At 51.3% G+C, this 12,949-nt stretch carries 15 protein-coding genes; 4 read left to right on the top strand and 11 right to left on the bottom strand.

The genetic code is table 11. From position 1 onward, the window contains the following. Positions 1 to 652 precede the first annotated feature (652 nt). From ACR0NF_RS19475 to ACR0NF_RS19515, 9 genes are all read right to left on the bottom strand, one after another. Positions 653 to 1,285, bottom strand: a complete 633-nt coding sequence (locus tag ACR0NF_RS19475) for a tyrosine-type recombinase/integrase (RefSeq protein WP_170403722.1) — start codon at positions 1,283 to 1,285, stop codon at positions 653 to 655. A 557-nt stretch (positions 1,286 to 1,842) separates the two neighbouring features. Next, a complete protein-coding gene (locus tag ACR0NF_RS19480; RefSeq protein ID WP_170596899.1) occupies positions 1,843 to 2,415 on the bottom strand; it encodes a hypothetical protein in 573 nt (190 codons plus the stop codon). 79 nt (positions 2,416 to 2,494) lie between these two features. Next, positions 2,495 to 2,629 (bottom strand): hypothetical protein, encoded by a 135-nt coding sequence (locus ACR0NF_RS19485; RefSeq protein WP_269149748.1) that lies wholly within the window; start codon positions 2,627 to 2,629, stop codon positions 2,495 to 2,497. Positions 2,630 to 2,794: 165 nt separating this feature from the next. Beyond that, complete coding sequence (locus tag ACR0NF_RS19490; protein WP_480778808.1) at positions 2,795 to 3,916, bottom strand: alanine/ornithine racemase family PLP-dependent enzyme; 1,122 nt, start codon at positions 3,914 to 3,916, stop codon at positions 2,795 to 2,797. Continuing rightward, positions 3,913 to 5,112, bottom strand: a complete 1,200-nt coding sequence (locus ACR0NF_RS19495; protein WP_480778809.1) for an N-acetyltransferase DgcN family protein — start codon at positions 5,110 to 5,112, stop codon at positions 3,913 to 3,915. The genes ACR0NF_RS19490 and ACR0NF_RS19495 overlap by 4 nt, the downstream gene beginning before the upstream one ends. A 93-nt stretch (positions 5,113 to 5,205) precedes the next feature. Continuing rightward, positions 5,206 to 5,970, bottom strand: coding sequence for a hypothetical protein (locus tag ACR0NF_RS19500; RefSeq protein WP_480778810.1), 765 nt, complete (start codon positions 5,968 to 5,970; stop codon positions 5,206 to 5,208). Positions 5,971 to 6,049: 79 nt separating this feature from the next. Further along, positions 6,050 to 6,403, bottom strand: coding sequence for a hypothetical protein (locus ACR0NF_RS19505; protein ID WP_170329075.1), 354 nt, complete (start codon positions 6,401 to 6,403; stop codon positions 6,050 to 6,052). A 3-nt stretch (positions 6,404 to 6,406) separates the two neighbouring features. Further along, on the bottom strand, positions 6,407 to 6,715 hold the full coding sequence (locus tag ACR0NF_RS19510) for a hypothetical protein (protein WP_170329073.1): 309 nt from the start codon (positions 6,713 to 6,715) through the stop codon (positions 6,407 to 6,409). Between the two features lie 445 nt (positions 6,716 to 7,160). Beyond that, positions 7,161 to 7,913, bottom strand: coding sequence for a Crp/Fnr family transcriptional regulator (locus tag ACR0NF_RS19515; protein WP_170403708.1), 753 nt, complete (start codon positions 7,911 to 7,913; stop codon positions 7,161 to 7,163). 135 nt (positions 7,914 to 8,048) lie between these two features. Here ACR0NF_RS19515 and ACR0NF_RS19520 point away from each other — a divergent pair, with 135 nt between their 5' ends. Next, complete coding sequence (locus tag ACR0NF_RS19520) at positions 8,049 to 8,282, top strand: hypothetical protein (protein WP_010442296.1); 234 nt, start codon at positions 8,049 to 8,051, stop codon at positions 8,280 to 8,282. A 1,360-nt stretch (positions 8,283 to 9,642) separates the two neighbouring features. Next, on the top strand, positions 9,643 to 10,263 hold the full coding sequence (locus ACR0NF_RS19525) for a helix-turn-helix domain-containing protein (RefSeq protein ID WP_480778811.1): 621 nt from the start codon (positions 9,643 to 9,645) through the stop codon (positions 10,261 to 10,263). On the opposite strand, the gene ACR0NF_RS19530 is transcribed toward ACR0NF_RS19525, so the two are convergent. Both ACR0NF_RS19530 and ACR0NF_RS19535 read right to left on the bottom strand, forming a co-directional pair. After that, the gene (locus ACR0NF_RS19530) at positions 10,177 to 10,491 is read right to left on the bottom strand and encodes a hypothetical protein (protein ID WP_480778812.1); all 315 of its coding nucleotides are present in this window, start codon (positions 10,489 to 10,491) and stop codon (positions 10,177 to 10,179) included. The two genes, ACR0NF_RS19525 and ACR0NF_RS19530, sit on opposite strands and share 87 nt — an antisense overlap. Positions 10,492 to 10,587: 96 nt before the next feature. After that, a complete protein-coding gene (locus tag ACR0NF_RS19535) occupies positions 10,588 to 10,800 on the bottom strand; it encodes a hypothetical protein (RefSeq protein WP_480778813.1) in 213 nt (70 codons plus the stop codon). 376 nt (positions 10,801 to 11,176) lie between these two features. On the opposite strand from ACR0NF_RS19535, the gene ACR0NF_RS19540 reads away from it, so the two are divergent. Together ACR0NF_RS19540 and darG are read left to right on the top strand one after the other, a co-directional pair. Next, positions 11,177 to 11,890 carry a DUF4433 domain-containing protein gene (locus ACR0NF_RS19540; protein ID WP_480778814.1) on the top strand — a complete coding sequence of 238 codons (714 nt, stop codon included), beginning with the start codon at positions 11,177 to 11,179 and terminating at the stop codon, positions 11,888 to 11,890. Beyond that, positions 11,890 to 12,927 (top strand): type II toxin-antitoxin system antitoxin DNA ADP-ribosyl glycohydrolase DarG, encoded by a 1,038-nt coding sequence (gene darG / locus ACR0NF_RS19545; protein ID WP_480778815.1) that lies wholly within the window; start codon positions 11,890 to 11,892, stop codon positions 12,925 to 12,927. Before ACR0NF_RS19540 ends, darG begins: the two co-directional genes overlap by 1 nt. The last annotated feature ends 22 nt before the right edge of the window (positions 12,928 to 12,949 follow it).

The raw sequence follows: 12,949 nt of genomic DNA on the forward strand, positions 1-12,949 counted from the left end.
TAAGCCATGTGCAGTTCATACGGCGCCTTCTTTCATGGTTCACGCGATGACTGGGGCTTGTCAGGTGACAGTTGCGAATGCTTGCGAGGAACGAGCTCATAGCGAAGACCCCAGCGAAACCCGTTCCTATGCTGGGGCACATGCTACAGTTATTCTGAAGGCCATTGGATCATCGAAGCCGGCAGCATCGCGGCGACGAGTAACTTTCACCAATGCACTTTTGTGGTCCTTAGCCAGAATAGAGTCAAGGAAGTTTCCCTTGTCGCAATGCAAGTACCGCCAGGGCAGGTAGTTTTTGAAACTGCCGGTGACCAAGATCCTTGGTGAACTACCGAAAGAAATTGTCTGGCCTGAGTGCGGCGAAAGAGGAGTATGTGATCAAGGCTTCCCCGTGACTATGAATGACTGGCCTGATAACATTGGCTGCAACGCAGCGATTTTCGCGCGGCTTCTGCACAAGTACTCGCGGCGTGATCAAATGGCCGCTCGGTCCCGCACCCTGTAAATTGCGCCTGAGCCGAGAAAACTGTGCTGCGAGCGTACGCAACAAGATTTTGACACTTCCGCTCAGGGCACGCTACGTCCCACTCCTGCGTAAAAGAACTAGAACCACTATGGATTGGCGACCGACAGCGCCGCTCGCCAAACTGTCTCAGATGTCTATGCGCTCTGCAATGCTTAGCGCGTCTTCCAATTCAACGCCCAGGTATCGCACGGTGCTATCGACCTTAGTGTGCCCAAGCAGAAGTTGGACCGCGCGGAGATTTCCTGTCTTGCGGTAGATCTCAGCTACTTTGGTTCGGCGAAGCGAATGCGTGCCATATCCGCTCGGTTCCAATCCGATTGCGGTCACCCAGTCTCGAACCAGCCTGCCATACTGGCGCGTCGAGATGTGTGGTCGATCATGGAATCGGCTTGGAAACATGAACCGGCTAGCAAACATTTCCGGTGATTTTACCCATACCAATACAGTTTCTCGCGTGTTTTCCGTCAGTTCGAATTGAACAGATCGCTTGGTTTTGCTCTGGATCACCGAAACACGCTCACGGACGCGATCGTCTTTGACAAGATCGGTCACAGCGAGTTTGACCAGATCGCAGCCGCGTAGCTTGCTATCAATCGCGACGTTGAACATTGTGAGATCACGCAGATTTCCAGAAAGTTCGAGCCGGGCACGGATCGCCCAGACCTGTTTTGGGAGTAGCGGTCGTTTCTGACCGATGATCCGCCCCTTGTTCCAAGCTCTGGGTTTTGGGGTGACTGCAGGTAGTTGGACTCTTGGCATATTTTGCACTCCGATCCACCCTCCGCACCCAAGCAACAGCACCGCGCTGACCACCGAGTAGTACAAGCGGCGTGAATGCCTGCTGTCCGATTATGAATACTGGCATGGTTTAAGTGTGTGCATTAGGCGGCTTGAGCCCATATCACTACGCATAAGAACGGTTCGAGTCCAAACCGCGCGTACGCTTCGTCTTCAGCACCGATTACCGATCGGGTTCCACGTTAAAAGGCCCGGGTCAGCACCAATAAGATAAAATGAGATATGATCAGAAAAGCTGGTAAGACCGGCGTCAGGTTATCAGCGACGCCGAGCTAACCCAGGGCTTACTGATACGCCATTTCGCCACGCGCTCAACCCCTTGCAGCGTCGACAAATCCGCTCTCCGAACCCTTCGCTCCAGAATGGCGTTCTGCAACGAAGACACGGGCGTTCTTGCGGCACGTCATTGTGGGCGCGAGCCATGATCGTATCTGCGTCGTTGTCGAAGTCTTCCATCAGTTCTTAGCCTCGATTTCTGTTTTGGTTTAGACAGCGACTGGAAAAGAAAGTTCCGAGCCCTAAGCCTTGAGATTGAAGGAGCTGCCTGGTTCAGACTGTCCGATGGGACGGCCTGTAATCCGAGGGGTTTTAATAGGACGAACTGGCATTCCTTCGTTCTCAGCAGCTTGGACAGCGAAAGCATACCGAGAACCGCTTGCGCATCCTCGTGGTATGGCTCGTTGATCTGATGATCCGTCGTCTGCCTCAGAAATGAGCGACTCAGAGTAGAGGTGCCGAAGTTGAGTCTCAGACACACCATCCGCTTCCATAATCAATTGCACCATGGGATCGGCCAAAAGTTGGTCGAGCAAGAACTGCGACAACTGCTTTGAAGACAGTTTATCCTTCGCGCGGGCTCTCTCCAAATCAGTAAGAGAAACGGTCAAGGTACGCGCCAGACCGGGGTGAGATTTCCGTGGATGCAGACAGATTAACACCGATGCTTTCCAGGCTTCTGGATCCAAATAATCTGGTGGTGCGGAAAGCTCAGTTTCTATGTCGTATTCGCCCGCCGGGAGTAATTCGTCAAAGCCAGGGAAAGTAAACGGCCTGGAAAAGACTGCGATTGTCTTGCTGATTAGTTGGTTCATTTGGGTAGTTCTCCTTTGCTGATACCGCTCGCTCGGAGATGTAAACAAGAACAAGCCACCCGCTCCCGGCAGGGTATTATCAGTTTTGAGGTTTAGGCTTTGATTTTTCGGGGACGGCGTCCTGCCCTTTCGACGTCACTTCTTTTTTTGACGCGTCCGCATCGTTTTCCTTCAGTGCGGCAGCCGCTCTGGTCGTAAGGTCTTTGAAAGACATCATTTTGATCCTTTGATTGTCCGCAACACTCACGAGCCCAGATAGGGTGTGAAAAGTGAATGCGGGTACCACCAATATAGGTATTGGTGGCCCAATTTACTACGTAAAGCCGTAGAATAGGACGGGTGGATGAAGCAGAACCGAGGCGGCGGCAACCCTGGCGCGCTACTTTCGCTTCGAATATGGGCGATCAGTGTTCGCTGCGGTGCAGTCAACCAATGCGCCATCACCATGGAAGACTTTTGCTACATCGGATGCAGCCATGCCGCGCGAGAGCGCGCTATAGTTCAATTTCAGCTTCACCTCGCCACCAGGGCGAAGCAGACAATTGGTGTTTTCAACAACGATATGATCACTGGTGGCTCCGACGAACGTGACGCCAGCAGGGAAAATTAGACCCGCCGCATCGGTGTCCTGGAGTCCAATGGCAAGGATCGACCGAGTGTTCGAAGGACTGTCTAAAGTCACACACTGCATTGAAGGTATGGGATAATTCAATTGCAAGGGATTTGGATTTGATTTGGTCTTCGTTTCGATCACTTCCGCCCAAAGCGTAAAAACATCTGTGTAAAGCCCGTCGATCGCGTATCCCGAAACGGGATCGGTACCTAACAGGATGGCCTCACCCAGACGCAGGTTGTTGATCTTTCCGGTCGCCCCCTTGCCAAGCGCCCATGGCAAACTGGCAGAACCGCCGCCTGACACTGTTTCCAGAGCGGGTCCACTTGCAAGTTCGGTATCGACGGCAAGCGACGAAAGCAATGCCATTGCTCCTGCAGAGGGTGCCACATGACCCAGACAGGCAAAATTTGCACCAATCCCCTTCAGAGAAATCCCTTCCATTCTAAGAATTTGAGACACAGTGCGCTCAAGGTGTTCAGGCAAGATGCCATCCCGCATATCCCCCATTTCCACCATCAGGATAATACTGTGAGTAATGTTCTTTCCCAGCGCACTCACGGCCAGGCTTGCGATAATGTCCATTTCTGTGTTGAAGCTGACATTGCAGTTATCAACAACTTGCGCGACCTGGCTCAGCATGGGCGTTCGGATCAAGGATATGGAGCACGAGATCCCAGCATCGCGCATACGTATGATATTGCTGATCCGCGCGTCCGCCAGCCCTGTCGCGCCACCTTCAGGCATAGCATTCGCAATCTCAGGATGACCGCAAACGGCTTTTGTCACACCTGTCACCGTAATTCCGCGGGGTCTAAGGTGGTCGACCAGGAACCGTGTGTTGTACCGAATTTTGTCCAGATCAACGTCAATACGCAGCTTGCTCATTCAATCGTCGTAGCACGTACGGATTGCAAGCGCGGAAAGGCAGATAGAACCATATTCACCAAGTTTTTTGGAGGACGGTTCAATGCGTCAGTGACCGGGAGATACAATTTGCGGTTATAGTCTGTGATGGCCTTTGAAATCTCAATATCATTCATTCCTTCATGGTTGATCGTCATGCCAATTACCTCTGTGTTCGCAAAAGCCTCGATCAGGGTGATTTCATCGCAAGGGTCGGGCATTGTCATGTTGGGGAAATCACATCGACGTTTTCGTTTGGGCGCGTGTTGAAGAATAACTGCATGTGGCTGACTGCCTCGCAGAATGAAGGCTGATGTGCAAAAGGCCGGATGGCTTAGCGCGCCCTGGCCCTCGATCACTATGACATCCGGGTGTTCATCTTCAGATGCTGCAACAACAGCGCGCTCAAGCTCGCCACAGCAAAATTGCGGCGGCACCGAATCCATCGCGACACCATACTTGGCGCCCTGCATCAATCCTGTCTGGCCGGTACCGACCAAAACTGTTTTGATCCCATGCGCGTTAAGGGCACTTGTCAGGATTGTCGCGGTTGTACGCTTTCCAATTGCACAATCGGTGCCGAACACCGCGATGCGGATCGCCTGGACGTCTCCAACACTGCCATCTAACAGGCGCAGGTCGCGATTAGGCCGCGGCTTGCGAATGTCGCGTATCGTGACATCGTGAATTTTGGCAAATCCGGCGAGCTCTTTGTCATCGCAAAGAAATTCATGCAGCCCACTGACGATGTTCATTCCGAGCGTTATCGCATCCACAACAGCTTCGCGATCTTCAAGGGACATTCTGCCGCTGGCCGGCGCCATTCCGTAAATAAACGTGTCGGGGATAGTAGCTTCATTAGCGACGGCGGCATCAAGATCATCGAAGATGGGAACCTGATTTGCGACATTATCAAGCACTTTGCCACTGTCACAACCGCCATACGTGCTGTCGATCACCGAAAGAACGCGATAGGCCTGTGAATGTCGAACGAGACCATTAGCCGTCTTGCCATCGATCTTTGCGAAGTTTCCTTCGCAATACACAATTGCAGTCGGTGTATCTGTCACAAGTGTCTTGCGGTGAAGCTCTGGAAAAACTGCTTGTTCAGGCGGCAGCTTTTGCGCATTGCTGGCAATGAACTTCCTGTCATCCGACGCAATGGGTAGGGGTTTCATATCTGTTCCTTTTGGGAGTGTGAAACGCGCCGTCCTTGGTAAGAACGGGCACAAATTGTGAAGTTTGGAAAAATGGGCTCTCTGCCTGAAACCTCAATTGTTCAGAACACACTGACCTTCTGACTGATGATAATTTCTGTGGCATTCCCACCTATTACCGGATCGGTCGATATGGGCATTTTCTGGTAACTCGATTGCATTGCAGCGATCACCGGACGCCTCGTAACCACGTTCGCATTTCCATCCAACTCCATGGATCGCGTCATCGTAGAAAGCATTTTCAGGCACAAACACGGCATCGCACTGTCCGTCGCGCTCAAAATACCCACGCTCGCACGTCCAGGGACGCCCGCTGGTTGATGCGTTCAGAAAAGCGTTTTCCGGCACCGCTACTGCCACGCATGCTTCTCCGTCTTTTTCGTAGCCACGGTTGCAACGCCATGCAGATCCATAAGTGCTATTCGTTAGGTAAGCATTATCCGGCACCACGATTTTCTGGCAGCTATCGTCTACTCTTGTGTATCCACGCAGGCACCGCCACCTCTCACCTGATGGATCGAGATATCCACCCTCAGGCACAATCACTTCAGTGCATGAGGTGCCGCCAACTTCAACAAAGCCATGCATACATGCCCACCCTGAGCCATAGGTTCTGTTTGTGGGGTAGGCATTTCCCGGCACGACAATGGCCACGCATTCTTCGCCTTTCAACCGATAGGACAAATCGCATTCCCAACCGTCGCCATACTTTTTGGGATGCGCGTTATCCGGGATCGAATTTGTTTCGGCCGATGCGGGACTTGATGAGATAAAGGAGCCCGCCAAACTGCTGAAGACGACAACAAACAACGCAGCCATTAAGTGAGCGCAAAACCGGTGCTGATTTTTTCGATTTGCCCTGATGCAAACGGCGTTGTCCGAATGTTGAGTGATTGAGTTACGATCCATCCAGGTTCAGCCCCTCGATACAGGCCTGCGCCAGGTCTTTGTTAGGAGTTTGGGATCCCGGCACCGTTGCCCAGCCAGCCGCCATGACGGCATCCTTCTGCTTGAAAGAAGAAGCCTCTTTGATCGTCGTTATTTTTTCGGCGCGTTGGGCGTCAGTTCTCGCCATGTCGACGCAGACCGGAACCAACGCAGCGATTACATTATCGCGGGACATGGCGTTGGCCATCTTGTCCGCGCTACCGCCGGTCATCCATCCACCCCATGAAAATCCAACGACGCCTACGAAAACCCCGCCGATCAGAGCACCGTAGATTCCGGGTTTAAGCCATTCGGGCGTGTTCATAATCTATTCCTCCTGCGGGGAAAGCGCCGCATCGCTGTCATTGTTAGATGTGGCCAAGGTCTGGTCGTGCTTGAGCGCCAGTTCAAAATCTTCTGGGTCAATTGGGCGCATTTCCGTGCGACCTGGCTTGCTGCCTTTGCCCCGAACTGTCAGGTAGGTTCCGGTTCTGCGATATGCTTCGAAACTCAGGCCCTGCAGTAGCTCTTCTTCGACAACTACTTCATACTCGCCTGCAGGAAGTACATCCGGGTAGCCGGACAAAGAGAACGGATTTGAAAACGTCACCAAAGAACTGGACGATCTTGTGCTCACCTTTGTCCTCCATTTAGTTTGTTGGATCTTCCCCGCGCAGTCTGCCGCGGTACACGCTCGTAAGCGCCGCGGTAGTACTGGCGTTGTAATTTAGAATAATGTGCAAATGGCAGGCGCGCGCTGATCGATGTTAGTCGGCGGCCAATGACCTGAGATTTTATTGGAATCTCAAATGCATTTGGTGTCCGAGGATCAGGTGACGCCGAAAACGAACTAACCTGCGTCAGTGCAACGATGTTTGGATTCCGGCAACGTGATGTGTGTTGGCGGGATATTTGCTAGCGTGTTCTTAACGAGTATTTAAGAAGCGCAGGAAATCCAGTACCGCAATCGGACTGTATTTATCTTGCGCTTCTTTTTCGGTGAAATCCCAAATCTGCCGAAGCGAATTCCGTCTCTAACAGGCAACGATCATCAAAATCCCGGCATCGCTGTAGGGGTGAACTTATTGCTTCAACAGTGGCCCGGCCTGATCCAGATAAGTGGGGTCAAAACCGGCCAACGTCACCAGTCCTTCATAATCATCAAATACCACTTGCCCGGATTGAAAAGTAACCAACCCCTTCTCCCGCAGTTGCCGTAGGACACGATTAACATGCACGGCACTCAGTCCCAGCGCATCGGCAAGGTGGTATTGTGTCAGGGGGCAAGTGTATCCGGTCTTGTTTGCCATCCCGACCTGAGTCAGCCTCACACCAAGTTCCAAAAGAAAATGCGCCATGCGCTCACCCGCATCGCGCCGTCCTATGTTGACCAGGTGCTCAACCACCATCGCTTCATCTCGGGAGACCGCCCAAAGAATTGCTGTCGCCAGCCGGGGCGTCTGCGCAAATGCTTCCAGGAGATCATCCACTACTACTTCAATGGCTTGGATTTCCATGATTGGTTCTATGCTGTGATCCGAGGTGTGCAGCAGAACGCTTCGCAAGCCCAGAAAGTCACCCGGTATTTGGAAATCGACGATCTGACGCGACCCGTCAGTCTGGGTTTTGTAGGAACAAACCCAGCCCGAGGCCAGAATGTAGGCAGCCTGCTCTGATTGCCCTTGATGCACAAGGTCACGTCCGGCTTCAAAGGTTCTGCGACGCTTGTGCAGGCGTGCCAATGCCGCAAGTTCAACCTCAGTCAGAGCGACGAAGTTTGAAAGCTTTCGGGTGAGTGGACTGTTTTTGATAGTGCGCAAGTGTTCTTCCTTCATCGATGAGCAGCCCGCGAAACTATCCGACGCCAAGACTGCTTTCGATCAGTTAAGTATACAGCAATCTATGCCAGTATGATGCAATTCATTGTGGCGCTTCCTTGCTTGGACGCCTGTTAAAAAAGGACGTCTACCATGGCTGACCGGCAAGACCACTCAGGAATGGCCGCACTCTCAATTTGTGAAGCGCTTTTGCTTGCAATTAAAGATCGTGAGCTTCTGCCCGAACATGAAATTGTGGGAGTTCTGCATGACGCAGCTGCTGTCCACGAAACAGCGGTCGGCAATAACGATGAAAAGGACATGCACCAGGCCGCCGCTGTTCTGATAAACAAGATCATTGCTTCCGGCTATCGCGTTCGGCAGTAACGTTAATTTCCTGTCAGAAAAACAAGAATACGCTCGTCAAAAAAGCATAACAACAAATAGAAGCACTATTGGTGCTTCGTTCCCGATCAATTCAAACACGAAGCAAGAACCAAAGATCCAATCTCTGCAATATCTCAACTTAATGAAAAATTCCACGACCGCGAATTACTCCCTCTTCCCCGCCACCTGCATGAGCCACAACGAGAATTTTCTTACTGGCTGAAGGCCCGCATGGCCTGTCCTGCTGCACTGCCTGCGACAACGCAAACGTTGGCTTTGTTCGGCGTCTAAGTTGCTGATCCTATGTGCCTCGAAACTACAGTTTGATAGTATCGCATCATCATAGCTTTGAATGACCGGTCTGGCGACAACAGCTGCAACGCAGCGATGAATGTGCTGCGACAGCAAATCAATGCCGCGTCAGCAATTGCCGCAATCGCACAAGTCCGGTTTGTCCGCATTGCAGTCTTCGTCGATCCGGACCTCGAAAGGCAGATTTTCGCAACCAACGGATGATTGACAGCGTCGTAATAAACCGCGCATCTCACTGAAGCGGTTTTATGTGAAGCGATCTCTGGTTGAGTAGTGGCCATTCAGTGGAACGAGTACAAAAGGCTGCCTCGCGCAAACAGTACTCGCGCAGCCCACACCGCCGCACATCTTTTGGGGACAGTGGGATTTGGACAAGCCAAACGCCCCTGTCCATCAGGGGTAAGACGCTGCCTTCCCCCTCGGGCAACCCTATTAGACAACACCGTGTCCTCGGCTGCGCCTGCGGGCCGCACCACTATTGTCGAATAGCATTGCCTCGCCCCCATCCGCGTTCGCCACGTGGCAGATCAGCAGGAACAAGCGCCTTCGGCGTCTGATCTGCAAATCAGCCCTGATTTTCCCGAAAGGGAAGTCAGGATCATTGAAATCGGTCTAGGTGCTGGATGAAGGAAGTGTGGCGAAAATGGCAAGGTTCTGTCGCTGGTGGCAGAACTATGTGTCGCCTGACACACGGTAAAAGTGGCGGACCGAGGAGGATTCGAACCCCCGACCCCTTGATTCGTAGCTAAGTAGCTCAATACCGCTCAAAACGGCTCAAAACCCCTTAAAAACACTGGAACCCGCTGAATGAGGTCAAAGTCGTCACCCCCCAAAGGTCACTTTGCGTGACATTACAGGTTGACAGTCAAGTACTCCAACGCTCCAAGCTGGCAATGCAGTCTTGCCCCGCGAGTGCGCCCGTCACAAAAGCTTATGCGCGATCAAGGGTAGGATCGGCATCGCAGATTCATACAGAGCCGCATATAGTGGTGTTTAGCTGTTTTTGCGCTTATAGGGCAGTAAGTTAGAACCCGAGTATCGAACACTTATGAGACAATCACTTGGAGAACGGCTTCGCCTAGCTAGATTGGCAAAAGGAATCTCACAGGGCGAACTGGCGTCCGCAATTGGTGTAAGCAGAACAGCCATTGGACAGTGGGAACTCAACGGAGTTCAACCGAGCCTCGAAAGGCTCGATGAAATTTCTCGAATTCTAAACGTCAAGCCGGAGTGGGTTGCATTCGGCGTTTCAGATACGCCAGACTCAAGCGAAGCGGATTTTGTAGAAGTCGACGAAGTAGAGTTCGGGCAGTCGCACAACGAAGTGTTCCCGAAACAGGTTTGGAAGCTACCCTTTGGTTTTGTCGCTCACGAGCTAATGATATCGGATTCATCCCCGATCATTTTCAGGGTATCTAACAACGCAATGGCTCCAGAGCTCACTTCCGGAGATAGAGTAATAGTTGATAGAGGGCAGTCCGTTATTGATGGCGGTCTCTTTTTGATTTGGAACAAAGTTGCTGCATGTGTCGCTCGGGTCCATGCGAACCCAAGCGAAACTGAGGTCACCGTTCGCGTCGTGTTAGGCAGCCAAAGTATCGATATGCCGCTCGGCAGCGTCATCGTCTTGGGAAAGGTTGTTGGCCGCATCAGGTCCGCTGAGAGTTAGTCCCGCATTCGGACTTTCTGCGACGTTCATCCAACCATTGACCATCTCGAGCACCATATCTTTCCGATAACGACGCTTCTTTGCGACGACAACGTAGCCAAGCCGCTTGGCATCGGCTTGGCCTTTGACCCATTTTGCGTTCAAGTCGACAAAACCCAACTCGTTCAAAAGTTCGGCCACAATGTCGTCCGTCATAAACTCCGGAAAACGCGCCACAATTTGCTCCATGGATGCACTGCCTCCTATTAATAGTTGCTCACAGCCACTTACAGCACAGCATGGCATCGATGTCAATATTCTTGCCTTACATTGCATATTCGTGCATTATTTGGCCTCCTCGCACCATTGGTAGATGATTTCTTCTATCAAATCCTGCCTAAACCTTCGCTTCCTAGCGATCACCACGTATGGCAACTCCCCCCTATCTGCTTGATTTTTCAACCAACTTTTCCCCACATCAGTCAAACCTGCTTCTTCAAACTTTTCAACAACTTGATCCGCTGTAAGTAGCTTTGTAAGCGGCGCTTTTCGTCTCATTGATTAACCTCTCTCAAATATTTCACGTTGAATCTCTACAGCTCAAATCCACTTATGACAATATTATTGTCTTCTCGGTTTAGAACTTCACGCAGTGTCGCAGTGCTTTGTAGCCCTCCACTGTTTTGAGCCACTCCCACATCGAAGGATCGAGGTTGCCTTTCTGCGCAACCATTTTGATAGGTTGCGGACAGTCCGCGTGAACAGAACAGATTTGCATGTCGAGCGGGTTCTAGGCTCTCTCCCTAAGCTGATGGCCCAACAACGAGCATCAATAATTACGACAGTCCCAAAGCTTGAAGTTTTCCTCTTCTTAGTTGAAAGTCCTGCTAAAACAATGTCCTTTGAGGCGAGTTGAGACACTAACGGAAATTTCATGCCAAACAGGTTCATTTTTAGGCAGGTCTATGCTGGTGACTTGAGTAGATTTCTTGTCGACGGTGAGATACGAGCCAAAAACTACGCGCTACCTCAGCCCTGCCATCAAACATCGTACCAAGATATTGTTGATCGCCGCGGCACAGCAGAGTTTGTCATGCCGTGTGGTGGAGTCGTGAACGACTACGTTCCATTCTACTTTTCACCTCTGACGTCCTTCACCTACACGATTCATCGAGGCAACGTGCCTCTTCGTTCTCCAAATGGTGCTTTCTTGGGTGTCGCTCGAGATGATGAACGTATATTTTTTGTTTGTAGCTTGGAGCATCTGCGTAACAGCGGGTTAGATTTCTGCTTCAGCGATTTCCCGCTGAACTCTCAAGTCCCTCAACCCTGCATTGAACAAAGCCTAGATAGGTTGGAGCAACACGTGCATTGGGGCGTCTTTGATGACAGTCCGCGAGTGGCCAGTATTCAGGAGATAGGTTATGGGGGCGTGTGTAAATATTTCAAGAACTGGGATAATCCGCCAGAGTGGCAGCTTCGCAGTCAGAAGCGGATGGCAGAGTTTCTTGTTCGTGGAGCGCTGCCATTGAACTATGTCTCCTGCATCGTTGCCAAATCTGTTCACATGCGTGATAAACTACAAATGGAGATGGAAGCTTCCAATTGGAATATCCCAATCCTTTCGAAACCAGGATGTTACTTCTAATGCCAATTGTCTTCAAAAAGGGAAACATGTTCGACGAGCCGGTTCAGGCGATTGTGAACACTGTAAATTGCGTTGGAGTCATGGGTAAAGGCGTAGCTCTTGAGTTTAAGAACCGGTGGCCTGCCAACTTCAAGGCATACAAGAAACTCTGTGACTCTGGTGACTTAAAGCCGGGCCAAATGTTCGTTTTTGACACCAGTGAGCTCTTTTCTTCCGAAGGGCCACGGTATCTAATCAACTTCCCAACAAAGGCCCACTGGAGATCAAAATCCAAGATTTCGTACGTTGAAGACGGACTGGATGCTCTCGCCGAAACAATTCACTCCTATGGGATTGAATCCATAGCCATCCCTCCTTTGGGGTGCGGCAATGGAGGCCTCGACTGGGCCGAGGTGAAGCCTTTGATTGTTTCGAAGCTCTCAGAGGTAGAGGCCGTGGATATAATTGTCTTTACTCCGACGGAGGCAGACGACGAGCCCGAATATGTGCATTCTGGTTTCCCAATGACTTATCCGCGTGCCCTTCTTCTGAGAAGCCTGAATGATCTAGAGAGGTTCTTTGATGGCTCGTTCGACAGAATCTCTCTGCAGAAGATTGCCTATTTCCTTCAAGCTTTGGGTGTGGACTTTAGGCTGAAGTTTGCCCGCAATTTGCATGGTCCTTACTCGGAAACCTTGAAGAAGGCTTACGTTGCCCTCGAGGAGAACGGGATGATCAGCGGCTTTATAGGCGGTGATCGACAAGCTCACGTAACCAACAGTGGCTGTGCAGTTGCTGACGAATACCTAAGCATATCTTCCGACGGAAGTGACCAAATCATTGACCGGTTAAGTAAGCTTATTCAGGGATACGAAAGCCCTTATGGATTGGAACTTCTGTCTTCGGTACACTGGCTGAGCCATCACGAAGGGCATTATCCCGTAGAGAAAATCGTCGAGGAAATGCTGAGCTGGAATGAAGGAAAGCGTAACTCCTTCAGCGAGAGGGCTATACGCACTGCCTATGAACGCCTCCAAGAGGACAAGTTACTAAACTGACTGTCCAATCAATCCTAAAGAC

The organism is Ruegeria sp. CF4 (genome assembly GCF_056537345.1).

Bases quoted from the DNA above. Each gene is read 5' to 3' on its own strand.
- ACR0NF_RS19540 (WP_480778814.1), top strand. From the start codon at position 11,177: ATGCCAAACAGGTTCATTTTTAGGCAGGTCTATGCTGGTGACTTGAGT.
- ACR0NF_RS19525 (WP_480778811.1), top strand. From the start codon at position 9,643: ATGAGACAATCACTTGGAGAACGGCTTCGCCTAGCTAGATTGGCAAAA.
- ACR0NF_RS19485 (WP_269149748.1), bottom strand. From the start codon at position 2,629: ATGTCTTTCAAAGACCTTACGACCAGAGCGGCTGCCGCACTGAAGGAA.
- ACR0NF_RS19505 (WP_170329075.1), bottom strand. From the start codon at position 6,403: ATGAACACGCCCGAATGGCTTAAACCCGGAATCTACGGTGCTCTGATC.
- ACR0NF_RS19520 (WP_010442296.1), top strand. From the start codon at position 8,049: ATGGCTGACCGGCAAGACCACTCAGGAATGGCCGCACTCTCAATTTGT.
- ACR0NF_RS19535 (WP_480778813.1), bottom strand. From the start codon at position 10,800: ATGAGACGAAAAGCGCCGCTTACAAAGCTACTTACAGCGGATCAAGTT.
- ACR0NF_RS19480 (WP_170596899.1), bottom strand. From the start codon at position 2,415: ATGAACCAACTAATCAGCAAGACAATCGCAGTCTTTTCCAGGCCGTTT.
- ACR0NF_RS19530 (WP_480778812.1), bottom strand. From the start codon at position 10,491: ATGGAGCAAATTGTGGCGCGTTTTCCGGAGTTTATGACGGACGACATT.
- darG (WP_480778815.1), top strand. From the start codon at position 11,890: ATGCCAATTGTCTTCAAAAAGGGAAACATGTTCGACGAGCCGGTTCAG.
- ACR0NF_RS19500 (WP_480778810.1), bottom strand. From the start codon at position 5,970: ATGGCTGCGTTGTTTGTTGTCGTCTTCAGCAGTTTGGCGGGCTCCTTT.
- ACR0NF_RS19475 (WP_170403722.1), bottom strand. From the start codon at position 1,285: ATGCCAAGAGTCCAACTACCTGCAGTCACCCCAAAACCCAGAGCTTGG.
- ACR0NF_RS19515 (WP_170403708.1), bottom strand. From the start codon at position 7,913: ATGAAGGAAGAACACTTGCGCACTATCAAAAACAGTCCACTCACCCGA.
- ACR0NF_RS19495 (WP_480778809.1), bottom strand. From the start codon at position 5,112: ATGAAACCCCTACCCATTGCGTCGGATGACAGGAAGTTCATTGCCAGC.
- ACR0NF_RS19490 (WP_480778808.1), bottom strand. From the start codon at position 3,916: ATGAGCAAGCTGCGTATTGACGTTGATCTGGACAAAATTCGGTACAAC.